This is a genomic window from Mycobacterium sp. Root265, assembly GCF_001428895.1.
Lineage (GTDB): Bacteria > Actinomycetota > Actinomycetes > Mycobacteriales > Mycobacteriaceae > Mycobacterium.
The window spans coordinates 202,715-221,667 of record NZ_LMJA01000004.1 but is presented as its reverse complement, the minus strand read 5'-3'; the positions used below and the strand labels follow the sequence as shown (position 1 = coordinate 221,667).

General features: G+C 67.8%; 19 protein-coding genes and 1 pseudogene. 3 read left to right on the top strand and 17 right to left on the bottom strand.

What is annotated here, in order from left to right:
- Position 1: 1 nt before the first annotated feature.
- The 9 genes from ASE48_RS07370 to rplS form a co-directional block, all read right to left on the bottom strand.
- A complete protein-coding gene (locus tag ASE48_RS07370) occupies positions 2-916 on the bottom strand; it encodes a hypothetical protein (protein WP_057166389.1) in 915 nt (304 codons plus the stop codon).
- Positions 913-1,917 carry a hypothetical protein gene (locus tag ASE48_RS07365; RefSeq protein ID WP_057166388.1) on the bottom strand — a complete coding sequence of 335 codons (1,005 nt, stop codon included), beginning with the start codon at positions 1,915-1,917 and terminating at the stop codon, positions 913-915. Before ASE48_RS07365 ends, ASE48_RS07370 begins: the two co-directional genes overlap by 4 nt.
- A 23-nt stretch (positions 1,918-1,940) precedes the next feature.
- Complete coding sequence (locus ASE48_RS07360; RefSeq protein WP_057166387.1) at positions 1,941-2,423, bottom strand: poly-gamma-glutamate biosynthesis protein PgsC/CapC; 483 nt, start codon at positions 2,421-2,423, stop codon at positions 1,941-1,943.
- A complete protein-coding gene (pgsB, locus tag ASE48_RS07355; RefSeq protein ID WP_057166386.1) occupies positions 2,417-3,604 on the bottom strand; it encodes a poly-gamma-glutamate synthase PgsB in 1,188 nt (395 codons plus the stop codon). The genes ASE48_RS07360 and pgsB overlap by 7 nt, the downstream gene beginning before the upstream one ends.
- Positions 3,601-5,616 carry a hypothetical protein gene (locus tag ASE48_RS07350; RefSeq protein WP_057166385.1) on the bottom strand — a complete coding sequence of 672 codons (2,016 nt, stop codon included), beginning with the start codon at positions 5,614-5,616 and terminating at the stop codon, positions 3,601-3,603. The genes pgsB and ASE48_RS07350 overlap by 4 nt, the downstream gene beginning before the upstream one ends.
- 508 nt (positions 5,617-6,124) lie before the next feature.
- Positions 6,125-6,430, bottom strand: coding sequence for a DUF2469 domain-containing protein (locus ASE48_RS07345; protein WP_019511324.1), 306 nt, complete (start codon positions 6,428-6,430; stop codon positions 6,125-6,127).
- On the bottom strand, positions 6,427-7,146 hold the full coding sequence (locus ASE48_RS07340) for a ribonuclease HII (RefSeq protein WP_082614040.1): 720 nt from the start codon (positions 7,144-7,146) through the stop codon (positions 6,427-6,429). The genes ASE48_RS07345 and ASE48_RS07340 overlap by 4 nt, the downstream gene beginning before the upstream one ends.
- Before the next feature lie 11 nt (positions 7,147-7,157).
- Complete coding sequence (gene lepB, locus ASE48_RS07335) at positions 7,158-7,985, bottom strand: signal peptidase I (protein ID WP_057166383.1); 828 nt, start codon at positions 7,983-7,985, stop codon at positions 7,158-7,160.
- Between the two features lie 85 nt (positions 7,986-8,070).
- On the bottom strand, positions 8,071-8,412 hold the full coding sequence (gene rplS / locus ASE48_RS07330) for a 50S ribosomal protein L19 (RefSeq protein ID WP_057166382.1): 342 nt from the start codon (positions 8,410-8,412) through the stop codon (positions 8,071-8,073).
- Positions 8,413-8,722: 310 nt separating this feature from the next.
- On the opposite strand from rplS, the gene ASE48_RS07325 reads away from it, so the two are divergent.
- Entirely contained in the window at positions 8,723-9,664 is a 942-nt protein-coding gene (locus ASE48_RS07325) for a hypothetical protein (RefSeq protein ID WP_057166381.1), read from the top strand.
- Here ASE48_RS07325 and trmD read toward each other — a convergent pair.
- The 8 genes and pseudogenes from trmD to ASE48_RS07285 all read right to left on the bottom strand — a co-directional run bounded on the left by trmD (position 9,661) and on the right by ASE48_RS07285 (position 17,014).
- A complete protein-coding gene (gene trmD, locus ASE48_RS07320) occupies positions 9,661-10,335 on the bottom strand; it encodes a tRNA (guanosine(37)-N1)-methyltransferase TrmD (protein WP_057166380.1) in 675 nt (224 codons plus the stop codon). The genes ASE48_RS07325 and trmD overlap by 4 nt on opposite strands.
- 7 nt (positions 10,336-10,342) lie before the next feature.
- Positions 10,343-10,870: a ribosome maturation factor RimM gene (rimM, locus tag ASE48_RS07315; RefSeq protein WP_057166379.1), complete on the bottom strand. Its 528-nt coding sequence runs from the start codon at positions 10,868-10,870 to the stop codon at positions 10,343-10,345.
- 16 nt (positions 10,871-10,886) lie between these two features.
- On the bottom strand, positions 10,887-11,129 hold the full coding sequence (locus tag ASE48_RS07310; RefSeq protein WP_056548932.1) for an RNA-binding protein: 243 nt from the start codon (positions 11,127-11,129) through the stop codon (positions 10,887-10,889).
- Between the two features lie 22 nt (positions 11,130-11,151).
- Positions 11,152-11,602, bottom strand: a pseudogene (rpsP, locus tag ASE48_RS07305) (30S ribosomal protein S16); the annotation flags it as partial.
- A gap of 190 nt (positions 11,603-11,792) precedes the next feature.
- Positions 11,793-12,212 (bottom strand): nuclear transport factor 2 family protein, encoded by a 420-nt coding sequence (locus tag ASE48_RS07300; RefSeq protein ID WP_057166377.1) that lies wholly within the window; start codon positions 12,210-12,212, stop codon positions 11,793-11,795.
- A gap of 34 nt (positions 12,213-12,246) precedes the next feature.
- A complete protein-coding gene (locus tag ASE48_RS07295; protein ID WP_057166376.1) occupies positions 12,247-13,461 on the bottom strand; it encodes an osmoprotectant NAGGN system M42 family peptidase in 1,215 nt (404 codons plus the stop codon).
- Positions 13,462-13,496: 35 nt separating this feature from the next.
- On the bottom strand, positions 13,497-15,215 hold the full coding sequence (ngg, locus tag ASE48_RS07290; protein WP_057166375.1) for an N-acetylglutaminylglutamine synthetase: 1,719 nt from the start codon (positions 15,213-15,215) through the stop codon (positions 13,497-13,499).
- Positions 15,212-17,014 carry an N-acetylglutaminylglutamine amidotransferase gene (locus ASE48_RS07285; RefSeq protein WP_057166374.1) on the bottom strand — a complete coding sequence of 601 codons (1,803 nt, stop codon included), beginning with the start codon at positions 17,012-17,014 and terminating at the stop codon, positions 15,212-15,214. Before ASE48_RS07285 ends, ngg begins: the two co-directional genes overlap by 4 nt.
- A 113-nt stretch (positions 17,015-17,127) precedes the next feature.
- On the opposite strand from ASE48_RS07285, the gene ASE48_RS07280 reads away from it, so the two are divergent.
- Together ASE48_RS07280 and ASE48_RS07275 are read left to right on the top strand one after the other, a co-directional pair.
- Positions 17,128-18,003 carry a D-alanyl-D-alanine carboxypeptidase family protein gene (locus tag ASE48_RS07280; RefSeq protein WP_057166373.1) on the top strand — a complete coding sequence of 292 codons (876 nt, stop codon included), beginning with the start codon at positions 17,128-17,130 and terminating at the stop codon, positions 18,001-18,003.
- A gap of 62 nt (positions 18,004-18,065) precedes the next feature.
- Positions 18,066-18,881, top strand: a complete 816-nt coding sequence (locus tag ASE48_RS07275; RefSeq protein ID WP_057166372.1) for a D-alanyl-D-alanine carboxypeptidase family protein — start codon at positions 18,066-18,068, stop codon at positions 18,879-18,881.
- The last annotated feature ends 72 nt before the right edge of the window (positions 18,882-18,953 follow it).

The window sequence follows — 18,953 nt, the reverse complement described above, 5'->3', positions numbered from 1 at the left end:
TTCACTGCGTGCCGTTGAGCGCAGCGGCGACGGCACCAACGACGGCACTGCGCCGCCGCGCGTCCATCCGGGTGCGATGGTTCATTTCCAGGTGCACGAAATCCAGATCGTGCCGCGCGGCGGCTCTACCCTGAGCGTTGCTTCTGCCTTCCAGACCGGCGCACCGCTCCCGCCAGGCGCGGCCGACGTCCAGGCCGAGATCGTCGAGTGCGTCGGCGAGGCGTTCGGCGCGCGCCCCGACCCGGGCCCTGCCGCTGGAGATCACCACATCCTTGCCGGGCAGGCTGGCATCGGCGAACCCGTGCAACTGAACCTGGAGCGCACCTTGGCGGCCCAGTTCCACGGCGAGCGCGTGGAACAGCGAATCTGATTGGTGCGCAACATCTGCCGCTCCGTCGGCGGCGCGCCGGTGCGCACCGGCCAGGAGCAGTCCCGAGCGGGGCAGCGCACGGAACATGGCCAGACCGATGCGCTCGGTGTCCAGATCCGCCCGTGGATGCGGCACCTCGACGAGGACGTCGGGACGGTCGGCGTCGGCAGCCACGACGAGCGTCCCCCAGGTCCGGTGGCCATGGCTCTCGCCGGCGGCGACCAGACAATCGCGTTGTGCGGCAGCGTCGTGGAGAGAGTCGACGGTGAACCCCAATGCGGTGAGACCGGCTCGCCCGGCGTCCAGTTCAGCGGCGGTCAATTGCTCGACGGCCTCGACGGCCCGGCGTGCCTCGGCATCCGAGGGCGGGCGGTACTGCTGGCGGGGATTGAGCCGCTCGGTGAGGTCGTCGATCTGGCGGTCCAGTCCGGGCGGCGCATGCGCCTCGGGCCGCATCCCGCAAGCGGCGAGCAGCCCGACCGATGCGCAGCCGGTCAGCCCGCGCAGCACCTGGCGGCGATCGAGATGCCCGGGCACAGAGGTCACAGCCGCTTCACACTGCGGAATGCCGACGGGTATTCGCCCTGGCCGTCGAGGATCGACGCGCCACCGGCATCGCCCATGGTGGGACCGTCGGCGGACTGGCGGCTGGCGATGAATCGCAAGTGACCGGCCTCGTCGCGGCCCATGCAGATGCCCACCAGATCGGCCCGGCGATCCGGATCGGTGTCGAAGAAGACGAGATCGCCTGCCTGAATGGCGCCGAAATCGGTGACCCTGGACTGCCGGTCTGGCACGATCACCGCGCCCGGTCCGTCCACCGCGATGTCGTCGGTGCTGCGCGGGATGGCCCCTTTCTGCTCGTCACCATCGGTACGGACCGGCATACCCGACCGGTACCCGAACACCAGCCGCACGAATCCGGATGCGTCCACCGAACCGCTCTGGGCGGGGTCGGGTTGTTCCACCCTGCCGTCCTCATAGGTCCACGGCTGCCCGAGATAGTCAAAGAAATCCGAGTGGTCGCCGCGCCCGTCGCCATCGGTATCGAACACACCGAAGCGCGCGTCGTCGCCGGCGCCGGGCAGGTGTTGCGCCGCCACCGCCAGCACATCGGGCCCGCGATCGCGCAGCGCCGCGTCCAACCATGGCCGGAACCACGGTTCGCGTTCTGCGCCTGCCGACCACGGGCCGGGCAACATCCGCACCCAGGTCTGCGAGGTGACTCCCACGCCAGTGCCTGCGGGCTCGCTGAACCGCCGGCTCGGCCCGAGCAGGTTGACGGTGCGTGCCGCGTCGGTGAGAGTCGCGACCACCCGCCCGGCACCGTCGGTCACCACGGTGCGCGGCGGATCGGCCAGTCTGCGGAAGTCGAATTCACCTGTGACGGGTCGTGATTCGGTGACCGGTGCGGCGGCGGGAACAGGCGCTGCCGGCGCCGGCTCACGCACGCTCCCGACCACGATGCCGACGACGCCGATCAACACTCCGGCGGCCGTGAACGCGATCTGCCTGACGGTCCGGTGGTGCAGTTCTCGTACACCCATTGCAACGTCTCCTCGCTGTCGAGTCAGCCGGTGGGCACCAGGTTGAGCAGTATCCCGCTGGCCAGTACTCCGTAGGTGGCCAGACTGACCGCGGTGGTGCCGGCGATGGTCGCCAGCCGCGGCTGCCGCACCAGCTGGTAGGCGATCAGACCCGGGATGATGAACCCGAGAGTCTGATGCACGAAGAGCAGCGGATAGTCGTTGTACACCAACAGGAAAAGCCCGGTGGAGAACAAGACGCTCACCATGATGACCGCGGCGAAAAGCCGTTTGCCGTAGAGGATCACACCGCGCTGCAGCAGCAGAGTCGACAGGTAGGTCAACACGGTGACACCGGCGATGACGATCACCTTGCGTGGATCTTCGGTCACCGTCACGGCCAACCAGCCGGGCGTGATCATGCCACCCGGAGACAAGTTGGTGACCAGGTAGCACACGAAGGCGAACATCAATCCGATCGCCAGCGCGATCGTCGCGACCTCGGGCCCGAGAGTTCCGTTCAGCATGCATCCTCCATGGCTCGTGGGAGCTTCCGGACATGCTCGAGCAACACCTCGCCCTGACCGTGGATGTTGCCGATGGTGATGACAGATCCACTGCCGTTCTCGGTCAGCACATCGCCCAACAGGTCGTCGTAGTCCGGCCGACTCCCGAAATCCCTGATCTTGTCCGTCAATTCGGGTGGAACGGTGACACGAGCCGAGCGCGTCGGCTCGCCGATCAGGATGATTCTGTCGGGTTCCAGCGCCCCGGTGAGCGCCCCCATCTGACCGTTGCGCTCGACCCGGTCCGGCCGGCAGTTGATCACGATGTTGAGCGGACGATCGATGAGGCCGCGGTCGGTGAGTTGCTCGATGTTCATCAGGGTCGATGACGGGTCGTTCGCGGCGAACAGGTTCGCGAACGACAGCCGCCGACCGTCCACCTCGTAGTCGTCCACGGCGACGGTGCCCGGGTCAGGTGGCGAGGTGATCATGCCCTGCAGGGCCGATTCCCGCTCTATGCCGCACATTCCTGCCACCGCGAGCGCGATCGCGATGTTCTCCTTGAACGTGATGAAGGGGAACATGGCGACCGTCTCGTCGTCGATCTCGTCGGCGTCGACCTGGATCAGTTCGCACTTCCGCCGTCGCGCCTCCTCGCGCAGCACCGCGATCTGCTCCTTCTCCGCGGTGACGCACACCCCGCCGGTCGGCATCGACCGCGACAACGAACGCGCGATATCCGGCAACGTCGGCCCCATCTCGGCCAGATGATCCTCCCGCACATTGCAGATGACGCAGATCGTCGAGTGAATCAGCTTGCGCTCGTTGATCTCCTGCAGGTCCGGCAGCACCGCCATGCATTCGATGACGAGCGCTTCGGGCCGGAAAGCCGCCGCACGGCGCACGATCGCCACCTGTTCGATCACATTGGCCAGGTTGAATTTGCGGTAGATGGGTTCGTCGACACCGTCGGGCCCGATGAAACGTGCTGCGGTGCCGGTGGTCTTGGCGACCGTGGTGACCCCGCCGCCGCGCAGCGCACCGGCACACAGCCGGGTGATCGAACTCTTGCCGCGGATCCCGTTGATCACGATCCGATGCGGGATGCTGTGCAGGCTCTTGTGATGCGCGCGTTGTTCGGCGAGGCCGGCGACCAGCATGGCAAGGCAGCCGGTCAGGTAGAAGCTGAAGAGAAAGGTCATCGTCGATCACCCCGATTCATGCAGTGGTTGAGCCCGGCCATCACCGCACCGACCTCGTCGAGGCGTCGCGGCGGCGGCCCGGCGGCGGGACGGTCCTTCGGTGAGGCCACGATTCCGGTGAGCCAGTGGTGCACCCGTCCGAGCGGCCCGACGATCGCGTTGTGACTCCACAGCAGCAGCCCCACCGCCACCAGTGCGGTGGCGCCGATAACAACGGTCGCGGCGCGTCCGACGGGATCGACAGTGTAGCGCGCGGCGGTGACCTCGCGGTGCTGCAGCACGGTCCATCCGAGCGCAGCGGTCGCCTCGGACCGGCCGATGCGCTGACCGGCGACCAGTTGTTCGGCACCGGCGACGTCCTGCACGGCGGCATGCGCCGCCACGCCTGCCTCGGAAGCGTTGCGCCGCAACACCGGGTCATCGAGTGGGCTGAACGAGATGTAGCCGTCGGAGCCCAGCACCGTACGGGACCCGTCGTCGTACACCTCGGTCGGGCTGTCGGCGCTGCGCAGCACATTGTTCAGGGCCCGCGCGTCGTACTCGGCGACCACCGTGAAGCGCCCGTCGTGGGTGCGTTCGGCCGCGGTGAGGATCGGCTCCGGCCCCGAGGTGTTGAGTTGCGCCAATGGTGCCGACGGCGCGGCATCGGCCTGTGGTGCCTCACCGGCGACTGCCACGATGTGCTGCGCCGCGTCCCGCACGTACACCGAGCGGAAGATCGGACGGGTGGCATGCAACTCGGTGACCACATGGGCCCAGTCGGAATCGACCTCACCGATTTTCGGCACCGCAGCGGCCTGCACCGCAGCCAGCCCCTCGGTGAGGGTGCCCTCCAGGGCGCCCGCGGTCTTCTCCAGCATGGTTCTGCTGCGTTCGGTGAGCGCATCGGTGCGGGCCGATTCGTGCGCGCCGATCGATGCGAAACCCAGTCCCAGCGCAGCGATGAAAAGCGTGCCCACCAGGACGTGGAGGGCGGTGCCGGGAATCGCGAGCCGGCGTTTGGGGATGTGTTTGTCGACGGTCAGCGGTAGCTGCGCCGCGGACCGGGCGATGCGATCGACCTGACGCAGCCTCGATCGGCGGATGCCGGCGGTGGGCTCGCGGGCGGCGTCGACATCGGCGACCACCCGATCGACATCGCGGCGCAACCGCCGGACCGGCCGGACGAGCAACAGCTGCAGCAGGATGAACGCGAGGACACCCCCCGAGGCGACCGCGATGGCCGCGACGCGTCCCGGACTCGTCATCGCGCTGGAGGTGACCGGTACGTTCCGTGCGATGAGCGCCGACAGGCCGCTGCGCTCGGCAACGCCGTGCAGCGGCACCCCACCGACGACCGCCACCGGATCCGGCAACGCCTGCGCCCTGCCCGGAACGGCGAGGATCCCCCCGCTGGATGATTCCGCGAGACGGGAATCATCCACGGAGAAACCGGATTCACCACGGGCGGTGGTGCCGGCGACCGATTGGACCAGTGCGGGCGGCACGACGGGACGACCGGTGGACTCGGCGAGCATCGCACCGTCGCTGCCGGTGATGAGGACACGTTGCCCCGGCGGCGCGCCGGGCAGCCGCGGTGGCCGTGCCGACAGCGAGCCGATCAGGGTCCGGTCCGTCGAGACCGGGATCGCCACCACCAGATCGTCATCGATGATGCTCACTGCCGGGCCGTCCTGCGGTGCGGGCAGCACCGCGGGAACCGACATGGAGTCGCCCCGCTTGGTCAGCACCTTGCCCGTCGCCCGGTCGATCAGGGCCAGGCCGTCGACGTCGGGGTTGGCACGGGAAAGCCGCAGCAGCGCCCCGCGTTTCTTGGACGCGATCGCCAGGTGATCGGTCGCGGCGGTACTGGCCAGCTGGTCCGCCGGCGCGAGGTAGGCGGTTGCCACACGGTTGGCCTCGGCCCGGAGCTCTCCGGGCAGGGTATCGGGAACCTGCGGTGCGACCGGCGCCCGCAACAACAACAGCGTCGCGGCCGACAACAGTGACACCAACAGCAAAAAGGTCGGCATCGCGCCGACCCCGCTCAGTAATCGTGTTCTCGGAAATCGATGGATATGTGGATCCGGTTCCGGACCCGGCGTCTGCTCGTGCGCTTGCCGGGCCGGGATCGCCACGCTCACCAATGCATACCTGCTTTCACACCGTGTCGGCGTGGCCGCAGCACCCGGAACGACGCTGTCCCCTGCATTGCACCTGGTCGAGATACAGAAAAGTGCACAGTGCTTCACCTCCAGAACGGCGAAATCGATTGATACGGGCCGAATTCGTTGGTGTTACGCCACGATAAACACAGAAGCGCAAAGGTTTTCAAGCACTGTGCGTCAGCTCACGTTGTCGGTCATACGTGACGACGCGATCGCAAATGTTGCGAACCAGGCTGTGGGCAAACACTTTTCGGCAGCGCTCGGGCATCGCCGGGTACGGCCCATATATGGCGCAACCACGCCAAGAATGGCGCCGGGTAGCGAAAACACCGGCACCGGATGGGCAATGAATCAGCTCATTGCCCGTGACCCGTCAGTCGGGCAGCCGCAGTTCGGGCTTCTCGACCTCTTCGATGTTGACGTCCTTGAAGGTGATGACCCGGACCTGTTTGACGAAGCGGGCCGGGCGGTACATGTCCCACACCCAGGCGTCGGCGAGACGCAGCTCGAAGTAGACCTCACCGTCCGCGTTGCGGGGCACCATCTCGACGCTGTTGGCCAGATAGAACCGGCGTTCGGTCTCCACCACGTAGCTGAACTGTCCGACGATGTCCTTGTACTCGCGGTACAGCGAGAGCTCCATCTCGGTTTCGTACTTTTCGAGATCCTCGGCACTCATCTGCTCTGCTGTCCTTCGTCTAGGTTGGTCTCCATCATTCCCCACACCGCTGCGCCACGTTGCACCGATCCCGCAACCCGTCGCACATTCGCAAAGGAATAGCGGTGCTCGCTGCACGGGCCCCGCTCCTCCAGCGCGGCCATGTGCACCGGCGTGCTGTAGCCCTTGTGCTCGGCGAAGCCGTATCCGGGATGTTCGGTCTCCATCGCGACCATCAGCCGGTCCCTGCTCACCTTGGCCAGCACGCTGGCCGCCGCGATACAGGCCGCCGCCGCGTCGCCGCCGATCACCGGTAGCGACGGCATCGGCAGCCCCGGTACCCGGAAGCCGTCGGAGAGCACGTACCCGGGCCGCAGCGGCAGTCCCGCCACCGCCCGGCGCATCCCTTCGATGTTCGCGTGATGCACACCGCGGCGGTCCACCTCGACCGACGGGATGAACACCACGTGGTAGGCCAGCGCGTACCGGCGGATCAGCGGGAACAGCCGTTCCCGCTCGGCTTCGTTGAGCTTCTTCGAATCGTCCAGCGCGGCAAGGCTGGTCAGGCGGTTGGGGCCCAGTACGCAGGATGCCACCACCAGCGGCCCGGCGCAGGCGCCGCGGCCGACCTCATCGACACCGGCCACCGGGCCGAGGCCGTTGCGGTACAGCGCGGACTCCAGGGTCCGCAGGCCGGACCTGCGGATCACTGTTCTGGGGGGCCAACTCGCCGGCAACGCCGGAACTCCTAATCGGCCGATGCCGTCTGGGGGTTGGTGCTGCTCACGCCACCCCAGCGCGACGGCGGCCAGGCGATGAAACGGGCCTTGCCGATCACGTTGTCGACGGGCACGGTGCCGGCCTCCGGGTCACCGGTGCACAGCAGCCCGCGCTGGGCGTCGCCGGGCAGGTTGGTGCAACGCGACCGCGAGTCGGCCGAGTGGGTGCGGTTGTCGCCCATCACCCACAGCTTGTCCTCGGGCACCTTGACCGGGCCGAACTCATTGCCCAGGCACGGATAGACCTCGGTGTCGGCGTTCATGGTGACCGAGTCCAGATACGGTTCGACGAGCTTCTTGCCGTCGACGGTCAGGCCGGTGTCGGCACGGCACTGCACGGTCTGTCCACCGACCGCGATGACCCGCTTGACGAGGTCGTTCTCGTCGGGCGGCACGAATCCGACGAAGGACAGCGCGTCCTGCACCAGTTTGATGGCGGGGTTGTCGGAACGGATCGACTTGTAGCCGACGTTCCAGGCCGGCGGGCCCTTGAACACGACGACGTCGCCGGGCTCGGGCTCGGTGAACCGGTAGGTGAGCTTGTCCACCATGATCCGGTCACCGACGCAGCCGGGGCAGCCGTGCAGCGTGGGTTCCATCGATTCCGAGGGAATCAGATACGGACGCGCCACGAAGGTGAGCATCACGTAGTAGAGGACCAGCGCGATGGTGACCAGGATGGCGCCTTCGCGCAGCGCGCCACGCTTCTTCTGCGGCTCCTGCTCCGCTGCTGTGTCCGATCCGGTGGCGGGTTCGGCGGTTTCAGCGGGAGCGGAGTCCTCGGCGTCGTCGGTCACGGCATCAGGGTAGCCAGCGAGGCTGGGGACCAGCCTGACAGCCTGAGCGAGCGTGTCGTGGTGCGAGCACCTGACACGATCAGCGTCAGCGCTTCTCCTTGATCTTCGCCTTCTTGCCACGCAGATCGCGCAGGTAGTACAGCTTGGCGCGACGCACGTCACCGCGGGTCACGACGTCGATGTGGTCGATGTTGGGCGAGTGCACCGGGAAGGTCCGCTCGACGCCGACGCCGTAGCTCTCCTTGCGGACGGTGAAGGTCTCGCTGATCCCACCGTTCTGGCGGCGCAGCACGACACCCTTGAAGACCTGGATGCGCTCCTTGGAACCCTCGATCACCTTGACGTGCACGTTGACGGTGTCGCCGGGGCCGAATGCCGGGATGTCGTCGCGCAGCGACGCCTTGTCGACGAAGTCAAGCGTGTTCATCGGTGACTCTTCCTTGCTGTTGGCGGCTCTTCATGGGCTGCGCGGTGACGCGCTGCCGAACCGACGTATTCGGGCGGATCTGACTGTGTTCGTCAGGCAGCAGGGGTGAACCTGCGCAGACAACTGCTCAATTGTGCCAGACGCGGCGCATGAGGCGAAATCGTCGCCCTGAGCACCGGTCGACCGCGAAACGCCGCCCCCAGCCGGGGCGCGCGCGGGTGGTCGACGGTGGTTACCCTACTGGTATCAGGGGTAGACGTTCCGACATCGTGGCCGGGACCCCCCGCCCCCATGACCCCTGGAGGAACGCATGCCGCGGCCGTCGAAGTTTCTGACGGTGGCCGTGGCGGCTGTGTGTACGGCTGCCACGATCTCCGGGTGCGAGGCGAAGGTGTACGGCAGCCCGCCGCCACCGCCCGACGCGCCCCAACTGACCGTCGTCGCGCCGCTGGGCTCCGCCGCTCCCCTGCCCGAAGCGCCGCCCGAGCGCCCGTCCGGGACGTTCGAGGGGCTGAAGGCCCGCGAGGTGCAGGCCACCGCCGAGGCCGCCGACGCCGGTGCCGACATCACGGTGGCGGTGCTGGACCGCAACACCGGCGAGCTCGTCACCAACGGCCGCAACAACACCATCGCGATCGCCTCGGTGGTCAAGCTCTTCATCGCCGACGACCTGCTGCTGCAGGAGGCCAACGGACAGACCTCGCTGAGCCCCGAGGATCGCAGCATGCTCGACGTGATGCTGCGGTCCTCCGATGACAGTGCCGCCGAGGTGTTCTGGAACCGCAGCGGCGGCAGCGCGATCATCAACCGGGTCGTCGACCGCTACGGACTCGGCTCGACGCGCGCCCCGAACAACGGCCGCTGGTTCAACACCATCAGCACGGTGACCGATCTGGTGCGCTACTACGACATGCTGCTGGCCGGTACCGGCGGGCTGCCGTCCGAGCGCGCCAGCATCATCGTGTCCAACCTGGCGCAGTCGACGCCGACCGCACCCGACGGCATGGTGCCCGGCGGTGTCTACCCGCAGCGGTTCGGCATCCCGGAGGGGCTGTTCGCCGAGCCGGTCGCGGTCAAGCAGGGCTGGATGTGCTGTATCGGCTCGGACTGGATGCATCTGTCCACCGGTGTGGTGGGCCCGGAGCGGCGCTATGTGATGGCCATCAGCTCGATGCAGCCGGCCGGCGCCGAGGTTGCACGCCAGACCATCACCGACGCGGTGCAGACGATCTTCCCCGGCGGGAGTATCTAGAGCAGATCCGGGCGGCGCTCGCGGGTCCGCTGCAAAGACTGTTCGTGGCGCCAGGCATCGATCTTGGCGTGGTCCCCGGACAGCAGCACCGGTGGCACCTCCAGCTCGCGCCACACCGGCGGCCTGGTGTAACTGGGGCCCTCCAGCAGACCGTTGGAATGCGAATCGTCTTGGTGCGACGCCGGATTGCCGAGCACCTCGGGTAACAGACGCACCACGGCCTCGACCATCACCAGGACCGCCGACTCACCACCGGCCAGCACGTAATCGCCGATGGACACCTCTTCGACCCGCATCCGCCGGGCCGCATCGTCGGCGACCCGCTGATCGATGCCCTCGTAGCGTCCGCACGCGAACACCAGATGGGCCTCGGCGCTCCAGCGTTGCGCGGTGGCCTGGGTGAACGGCCGGCCCGCCGGCGTCGGCACCACCAGAAGGGTGTCCGGCGAACAGATGTCATCGAGCGCAGCACCCCACACCGGGGCTTTCATGACCATGCCGGGCCCACCGCCGTAGGGCGAATCGTCCACCGACCGGTGCACGTCATGGGTCCACTCACGCAGATCGTGCACGCCGAGTTCGACGATGCCGGACTGAATCGCCTTGCCCGGCAACGCCTGCTGCAGCGCGTCCAGATAGGCCGGGAAGATCGTGACGACGTCGATCCGCATGCGGCGCCTACAGGTCTTCGAGGTTGAGCAGACCGTCGGGCGGATCGATGTCGATGGTGCCCTCGGCCAGCGACACCGCGGTGACGATGGCACTGACGAACGGCACCAGCAGTTCGGCGCCGTCGGGCCGCTTGATCGACAGCAGTTCGCCGGCCGCGGTGTGCAGCACCTCGGTCACCGTGCCGAGGGCCTCGCCGGCGACGGTGCGCACGGCCAGGCCCTCGAGCTGGTGATCGTAGAACTCGTCGGGATCCTCGATGGGGGGCAGATCCCCGGATTCGACCAGGAAAAGGGTGCCACGGAGTTCGTTGGCGGCATTGCGGTCGCCGACGCCGTTGAGACGCACCAGCAGTCGGCCACCGTGCTCGCGGACGGTGTCGATGACGAAGTTGCGCTCCGGTCCCCCGCGGGGTTTGCGCCCGCGGAGCACCGATCCGGCGGCGAATCGCCCCGCCGGATCATCGGTGCGGACGTCGACGACGACCTCGCCGGTGACACCGTGTGCCTTGGCGACCCGCCCGATGACCAGCTCCATTACCACTGGTCCATTACTACTGGTCGGTGTCCACCACGTCGACGCGGATCCCACGGCCACCGATACCGGCGACCAATGTGCGCAGCGCAGTCGCGGTACGTCCGCCGCGGCCGATGACCTTGCCCAGGTCATCGGGATGTACGTGCACCTCGACGGTGCGTCCACGCCGGTTGGTCACCAGGTCGACACGCACGTCGTCGGGGTTGTCGACGATCCCGCGAACGAGGTGCTCGACGGCGTCGACGACGACGGTGCTCATTCTGCGGCGGGCTCTGCGGCGGGAGCCTCGGCCTCGGCGGCCTCGGTGGTCTCGGTGGTCTCAGCCTCGTCGGCCTTCTTGGCCGGGGCCTTCTTCTTCTTGAGCTGGGTGGCCTCACCGGTGGGCGCGTTGTCGGCAGCGGCCAGCGCGGCGTTGAACAGGTCCAGCTTGGAGGGCTTGGGCTCCTTGACCCGCAAGGTGCCCTCGGCGCCGGGCAGGCCCTTGAACTTCTGCCAGTCACCGGTGATCTTGAGCAGCGCCAGGACGGGCTCGGTGGGCTGTGCGCCGACGCTCAGCCAGTACTGCACGCGCTCCGAATCGACCTCGATCAGGCTGGGCTCTTCTTTCGGCTGGTACTTGCCGATGACCTCGATGGCGCGACCGTCGCGACGGTTGCGCGCGTCGGCGACCGAGATGCGGTACTGGGGGTTGCGGATCTTGCCGAAGCGGGCGAGTTTGATCTTGACAGCCATGGTGAAGCGTTCTCCTGTGATTGCCACGCTTGCAATTCAGCGACTCGGGCGGGTTGCCCGGTCCGGTTTTGCCTCTGCGTGTGTGACCGGCGTGCGGCGCATCTAACGTGTCGCGCGCGGGACAGCGGCCTATTCTGCCAGAGCGGGCGCTACCGGCCCAAATCCTCTGCGGCGGCCACGGGCGGCTGCGTCAGACGACCCGGTCGAAGCACTTCTCCTCGACGCGCTTGGTCATCCGCCAGCCCTCCCCGGTGCGCACGAACTCGTCGTCATACCAGAGCCCGCAGAACAGCACCTGCTGCTCATCGCCGCCCAGCACCATCGGGTTGAAGCACAGCGTCCGGGAGGTCGCGGTGTCACCGTCGATCTTCACGTCGAAGTTACCGAGCATGTGGGCGTAGGCCGGGAAGTTCGGCAGCACCTGGGCCAGCCAGGCCTTCACCTCCGGGTAGCGCCCGTCCACCCCGCCCATGGCGCGGTAGTCGATATAGGCGTCCGCGGTGAACACCCGGTCCAGGTCGTCGAAGCGGCGCGCGTCGATGGCGGTGGAGTAGTCGACCAGCAGCTGCTGGATTTCCAGACGGTCGGAGATCTCTTCGATGCTCAGCACGCCTTGATTGAACCACCGCCACCGCTCGCGCAGGTCAGGCTTGCGGACCTTCCGAGGGCGGCCAGTGCTCCCCCGACCATTCGCCGGGCTCGGCGTGCTCGCCGCGGGCGAGCGGCACCCACTGCTCGGTGGGGGCCGGCTGCTTCGACGACGGGAAGTCGCGGAGTTCGCCCTCGGCGTGCGCGTCCCACTTGGCGAAGGTCAGCGGTGTCCGCAGCCACGCATGCAGCAGGTTGTAGACCGCCTCCAGCGATTCGATGTGGGTGCGTTCCCAACCGTGACTGCCGTCCAGCCCGAAGCCGACGAGCGCCGCACGGGTGGCCGCACCGGCTTCGATGGCCGCCGCCGCGTCCGAGCGGTAGTAGCGGAACACGTCCCGCGCGTACGGGATGCCGCGTTCCTCGGCCAGCCTGCACAGTTTGCGGGTCAGGTGATAGTCGAACGGCCCGTGCAGATCCGCCATCGGGATGGTCGCACCGTCTTCGATGGAGTGCTGACCCGGCGCGCACACCGCGTTGTCGACCGAGACCAGTTCGGCGACGTCGGGCGGCAGGCCGTGGCTCGCGCCGTGGCCGACCTCCTCGGTGATGGTCACCATGATGGTGGTCCGGTGCGCCAGCCTGGTGCGCTGCGCCATCACGTCGCGGGCCAGGGCCAGCGCCACGGCGACACCGGCCTTGCCGTCGAGGTGCCGGGAGACGATGAATCCGTCCTCGGTGAGTTCGGGACTGGCGATCAGCGCGACGAAGTCCCCGACCTGGAATCCGAGCCGCTCCAGGTCCGCAGCCGTGGACACCTTGCGGTCGATCCGGACCTCGACGTCCTCCCACTGGGTGGGCTGGGTGTCGATCTCGTCGCCGAACGCGTGCCCGGACGCCTTCAGCGGCATCACGGTGCCGGTGAAGAACTCGTCGGGATCGTCGGTGAAGATGCGCACCCGCGCTCCGGTGGCGAACCGCGCGGAGAACGTGCCCACCGGGATCAGCTCGAGTCGGCCGTTGTCCTTGAGGCGGCGCACCATGCAGCCGATGGTGTCGGCGTGCACGACGACAGCCCGTTCGACGGTGTCGGAATCGCCGGGAAGTTCGGCGTTGAGGGCGCCGCGGCGGGTCAGGGTGAACGGCACGCCGAGATCGGTGAAGATCTCGCCGATGAGTTGCATGACGGCGTCGGTGCGCCCGGACGGACTCGGCGTCTGGAGCAACGACAACAAGGTGTCGACCATCCAGTCGCGGTCAGCATCCGGCATCCGTGGCGCAGGCGTCTGTTCGGTTGTTCCGGAACTCACTGAGGCGGCTCCACTGGGTCGGGGTGCCACGCCCAGGGCGTGGCAGCGGTGCGGGGAAAGAGAAGGTCCACGAAAGCCTGTGCGGTGGGCCGTGGTTCGTGATTGGCCAGACCCGGACGCTCGTTGGCTTCGATGAAAACATACTCTTCGCCCTTCACCGAGGGCACCATCAGGTCGATACCGGTCACCGGGATGCCGATGGCATCCGCGGCATCCACCGCGACCTTGGCCAGCGTCGGGTTCAGGTCGTCGGTCACATCGACGATCGTGCCCCCGGTGTGCAGATTGGCGGTGTGGCGCACCACCAGATGCTCGTTGGCCGGCAGCACATCGTCGAGTTCCCAGCCGGCGTCGCGCACGGTGTCCTCGGTGACCGAGTCCATCGGGATCTTCGACTCACCGTGGGTGGCGCCCGCGCGGCGGCGGCTCTGCGCCTCGATGAGCTGGGCGATGGTGTGCTTGCCGCTGCCGATGATCTCGGGCGGTCGGCGCACGGCGGCCGCGATCACCTTGCCGTTGATCACGACGATGCGCAGATCCTCACCCTCGCAGCGCTCTTCGATCAATACGTCGGGGCAGTGTTTGCTCGCGACTTCCAGTGCGCGGTCGAGCTCGTCGTGGCGGGTGACACCGACGGTGATGCCGGCGCCCTGCTCACCGCGGGCGGGCTTGACCACGACGGAACCGACCTTCGCCAGGAACCGCTTGTCGTCCTCACCGAAGGTCGCGGTGACGCCGCGGGGCACCCGCACCCCCGCTTCGGCCACCACCTTGCGGGCGATCCGCTTGTCATCGCAGCGGCTCATCGCGACGGCGTTGGTGAGTTCGGACAGGGATTCCCGGGTGGTGATCGAGGTGCCGCCGTGGGTGAGCTGCATGAACCCGGCCTGGGCGTCGAGGATGCGCACCGCGATACCGCGCAGCATGGCCTCGTCGGCGATGATCCGCGCGTACGGGTTGAGCTGGGCGAGTTCCTCCTCGGCTTGGGCCGGGGCGAACAGGCGCTCGTTGATCGCGTTCTTGCGTTTGACGCCGAGTTCCGGGACGCGATCGAAACCCATTCGCTCATACAGCGCGATCGCCGCCGCATTGTCGTGAAGCACAGACAGATCCATCTGGGCGCGGCCGCGGCGGATGAACTCCTCGACCAGCGAGCGCACCAGCAGGCCACCGGCCCCGGGCCGGCACAGGGTCGGGCTGACCGCCAGGCACCACAGCGACGAGCCGTTCTCCGGGTCGTCGAACAGCTGCTGGTGATCGATGCCGGTCACGGTGCCGACCACCGTGTCGGTGTCGTCCTCCACTGCCACCAGGTAGATCATGTGCGGCTCGGACTGGCTGTTGTGCCACATCAGGTCGATATCGGCGGGCACCATCCGGCACTGCAGGTAGATCTCGTTGATGGCGGCGCAGTCGGCGATGCTCTGCACCGGCCGCACCGTGACCCCGGGCAACTCCGGCGGCAGATAGGCCAGGGGTTCGGTGAGGTTCAGTCGGTAGGTGAAGCTCGGGTCGATGAAGAAGTCCTGCGGATTGAGCGCCACGAAGACGTGCGGGGCCTCCAGGTACATGCCGATATCGCGGCGACCGCTGGCTTCGGCGCGTAGCGCCGTGCCCAGCTCGCCGGGATCATCGAATGTCTGCCCAAAGACCAGCCGACCCCAACCGAGGTCCTGGATGACCTCTTTGGACTCGGTGCCCTTCTCCGGGGTCATCTCGTTGTTACCCCATCCACATGATGCGCCAGCCACAGTTCCAACAGACCGAGTTGCCACAGCGGGTTACCCCGAAGCGGGGTCAGGGAACCATTCGGTTCTGCCAGCAGGCGATCCACTTCGGTCGGGTTGAACAGTCCGCGGGCGCGGGCCCCGTCACTGTGCAGGGCGTCGCGCACCAGGTCCAGGTACGGCCCGGCCAGATGCTTGAGCGCGGGCACCGGGAAGTAACCCTTCGGCCGGTCGATCACCTCGTGCGGGATGACCTTGCGGGCGGCCTCTTTCAACACGCCCTTTCCGTCGTAGGCGGTCTTCAGCGACGGCGGACAGGTGGCCGCGAGTTCGACGAGTTCGTGGTCCAGGAACGGCACCCGGCCTTCCAGGCCCCAGGCCATCGTCATGTTGTCCACCCGCTTGACCGGGTCGTCGACCAGCATCACGGTGGTGTCCAGGCGCAGCGCCCGGTCGGTCGCGGTGGCCGCGCCGGGATGGGCGAAGTGGTCGAGCACGTAGTCGCCTGCGATGTCGGCGTCCAGGCGCCAGGCCGGCCCCACCAGGTTGTTCAGCGCCACGTGATCGCGGTCGAAGAATGCCTTGCGGTAGCTGGCGAGCGCGGCGCGCGGGTCGTCATCGGCGGCGTGCGCCATCGGCGGATACCAGTGGTACCCGGCGAAGATCTCGTCGGCGCCCTGCCCGGACTGCACCACCTTGACGTGCTTGCTGACCTCCTGGGACAGCAGGTAGAACGCGACACAGTCGTGGCTCATCATCGGCTCGCTCATGGCGCCGATCGCCCCGGACAGTGCGGGCAGCATGCGGGCGGTGTCGATCCGGATCTGGTGGTGGTCGGTGCCGTAGTGACGGGCGATGACATCGGAGTACTTGAACTCGTCGCCCTCTTCCCCACCGGCGGCCTCGAACCCGATCGAGAAGGTCGCCAGGCCGTGCTGGCCGGCCTCGGCCAGGAGCCCGACGATCAGGCTGGAGTCCAGACCACCGGAGAGCAGGCAGCCCACCGGCACGTCGGCGACCAGTCGCCGCTCCACCGCGGTGCGCAGCGAGGCGAGGATCGCCTCTTCCCATTCGTTCTCCGACCAGTCGGCACGTTCGGCCGAGCGCTCGAAAATGGGCTCCCAGTAGGTGTGCTGGGTGCGGCTGCCGTCGGGCTCGATGCGCATCAGGGTGCCCGGCGGCAGCTTATGCACGCCGCGCAGGATGGTGTGTGGCGGCGGCACCACCGAGTGGAAACTCAGATAGTGGTGCAGCGCAACGGGATCGATTTCGGTGTCCACCCCGCCCGCGGCCACCAGCGCCGGCAGCGAGGAGGCGAACCGCAGCGCGTCGGAGACCTCGGTCCAGTACAGCGGTTTGATGCCGAGCCGGTCGCGGGCCAGCAGCACCCGGCCGGAGTCGACCTCGGTGATCGCGAAGGCGAACATGCCGAACAGGTGCTCGACGACACGTTCGCCCCACTCGCGGTACCCCTTGAGCACGACTTCGGTATCGCTGTGCGAGAAGAACCGGTAGCCCTTGCCGATGAGCTCCTGGCGGAGCTGCGGGTAGTTGTAGATGCAGCCGTTGAAGGCGACGGTGAGCCCGAGATCGGGGTCGTGCATGGGCTGCTGCCCGTGACTGGACAGGTCGATTATCGCCAACCGGCGATGCCCGAAGGCGATTCCGTCCTGGGCCCAGAAGCCGCCACTGTCCGGGCCTCGCGGCACCATCGAGTCGGCCATCTTGGCGATGGCCCCTAGGTCTGCCGACCGGCCGCGAGCAACCTCGCCGGCGATGCCGCACATTCTTTTCGTCCCCCTCGATGGTGTTCGGCCACTCTGGTTCGCGCTGGTCTTACGTTACCGGTGGGCGGTCTCGCCAAACGTCGGGCGGTGAAAGGTAGTTAGGCTCACATCCCATGCGAAGGCTCCTTGCCGGTCTGATTTCCGTGATCCTGCTCTGCTGCGTCGGCACCGGCACCGCCGTCGCCGAGTTGGGCGTCGACCAACCCTTGGGTTCGGTGCCGATACCGGACGGACCTGCACAGGCGTGGGTGGTCGCGGACATGGACAGCGGCGCGGTACTGGCCTCCAAGGACGGCTACGGGCGGTACGCCCCGGCCAGCACCATCAAGGTGCTGCTGGCCATGGTGGTGCTCGACGAATTACCCCTGGATGCGACGGTGGTCGCCAACGAGGACGACACCCGGGTGGAGTGCAATTGCGCCGGGGTCGCGGCCGGGCAGACCTATTCGGTGCGCCAACTGTTGGAGGGTCTGCTGCTGGTGTCGGGCAATGACGCCGCAAACACCTTGGCGACCATGCTCGGCGGCCGGCCGGCTGCGGTGGCGAAGATGAACGCCAAGGCCGCGGCGCTGGGGGCGCACGCCACGGTGGCCGGCAGCCCGTCGGGGATCGACGGTCCCGGGATCGACATGTGGTCCTCCCCGCACGATCTGGCGGTCCTCTTCCGGGCGGCGATGGCCAACCCGGTGTTCGCGCAGATCACCGCGCAACCGACGGCGGTGTTCCCGGGGAAAGCGGGCGACCGGGTGCTGGTCAATCAGGACGAACTGCTGGGCCGCTATCCCGGCATGCTGGGCGGTAAGACCGGATTCACCGACCTGGCCCGCAAGACCTTCGTCGGCGCCGCCCAACGCGACGGCCGGCGCCTGGTGGTCGCGTTGATGTTCGGGTTGATCCACGAGGGCGGCCCGACCTATTGGGATCAGGCGTCGGCGTTGCTGGACTGGGGGTTCGCCCAGGACCGCGCGGCCACCGTCGGGGCGCTCTAGTCGAGACCCGACGGAGACCGTCCCGCGCACGTTTCGCGTCCTGCCGACCGTAGCCTTCGCACGTGCGACATCTGCTCGCGGCGACCGCGCTCGCCCTCAGCACGGTCATCGCGGCGCCCGCACAGGCGGCGCCCGCCGTGGAACCCATTGGCGCGCAATCGTTCACCAACGGCCCGGCCCAGGCGTATCTGGTCGCCGACCTGGACACCGGCGCCGTTCTCGCCGCCAAGGATCCGGGCGGTTCCTACGCTCCGGCCAGCACCATCAAGGTGCTGCTGGCGATGGTGGTGCTCGACAATCTGCGGCCCGACAACTTCGCGCGCGCCAACGCCTCGCACACCAAGGTCGAATGTTCCTGTGTGGGCTTGAAACCGGGCCAGCCCTACACGGTGACGCAGTTGCTCAGCGCGCTGCTCATGGTGTCGGGCAATGACGCGGCGAACATGCTTGCCGACATGTTGGGCGGCCAGCGGGCGGCGGTCGCCGCGATGAACCGCAAGGCCGTCGGCGTCGGCGCGCGCGGCACGAAGGCGTCGTCGCCGTCCGGTCTGGACGGCCCCGGCTGGGAGTCGATCACCACCCCGCACGATCTGGCCGTCATCTTCCGCGCCGCGCTGCGCTACCCGCTGATCGCGCAGATCATGCGGTCGGAGTCCGCACCGTTCCCGGGTAAGGCGCTGTCGAACCAGAACGAGCTGCTGACGCGGTACCCGGGCGACCTGGGTGGCAAGACGGGGTTCACCAACCGGGCCCGCAAGACCTACGTCGGGGCAGCTCAACGCGGGAACCGCCGACTGGTTGTGGTACAGATGTACGGAACCGGTGACCTGTATGGCCAGGCGATCAGCCTGTTGGACTGGGGATTCAGCCAACCCTGAGGGGGAGCTCCCCACAACCGCCCCCCAACCAAGTAAGGTCACCCTAATTTGAACGCCGGACATCCGTCCAGG

Coding starts and splice junctions, on each gene's coding strand:
- ngg (WP_057166375.1), bottom strand. CDS start 15,215: ATGACCCCGGAGAAGGGCACCGAGTCCAAAGAGGTCATCCAGGACCTC.
- rimM (WP_057166379.1), bottom strand. CDS start 10,870: ATGGAGCTGGTCATCGGGCGGGTCGCCAAGGCACACGGTGTCACCGGC.
- trmD (WP_057166380.1), bottom strand. CDS start 10,335: ATGCGGATCGACGTCGTCACGATCTTCCCGGCCTATCTGGACGCGCTG.
- ASE48_RS07325 (WP_057166381.1), top strand. CDS start 8,723: ATGCCGCGGCCGTCGAAGTTTCTGACGGTGGCCGTGGCGGCTGTGTGT.
- ASE48_RS07350 (WP_057166385.1), bottom strand. CDS start 5,616: ATGCCGACCTTTTTGCTGTTGGTGTCACTGTTGTCGGCCGCGACGCTG.
- ASE48_RS07280 (WP_057166373.1), top strand. CDS start 17,128: ATGCGAAGGCTCCTTGCCGGTCTGATTTCCGTGATCCTGCTCTGCTGC.
- pgsB (WP_057166386.1), bottom strand. CDS start 3,604: ATGACCTTTCTCTTCAGCTTCTACCTGACCGGCTGCCTTGCCATGCTG.
- rplS (WP_057166382.1), bottom strand. CDS start 8,412: ATGAACACGCTTGACTTCGTCGACAAGGCGTCGCTGCGCGACGACATC.
- ASE48_RS07285 (WP_057166374.1), bottom strand. CDS start 17,014: ATGTGCGGCATCGCCGGCGAGGTTGCTCGCGGCCGGTCGGCAGACCTA.
- ASE48_RS07310 (WP_056548932.1), bottom strand. CDS start 11,129: ATGAGCACCGTCGTCGTCGACGCCGTCGAGCACCTCGTTCGCGGGATC.
- ASE48_RS07345 (WP_019511324.1), bottom strand. CDS start 6,430: ATGAGTGCCGAGGATCTCGAAAAGTACGAAACCGAGATGGAGCTCTCG.
- ASE48_RS07360 (WP_057166387.1), bottom strand. CDS start 2,423: ATGCTGAACGGAACTCTCGGGCCCGAGGTCGCGACGATCGCGCTGGCG.
- ASE48_RS07295 (WP_057166376.1), bottom strand. CDS start 13,461: ATGCCGGATGCTGACCGCGACTGGATGGTCGACACCTTGTTGTCGTTG.
- ASE48_RS07365 (WP_057166388.1), bottom strand. CDS start 1,917: ATGGGTGTACGAGAACTGCACCACCGGACCGTCAGGCAGATCGCGTTC.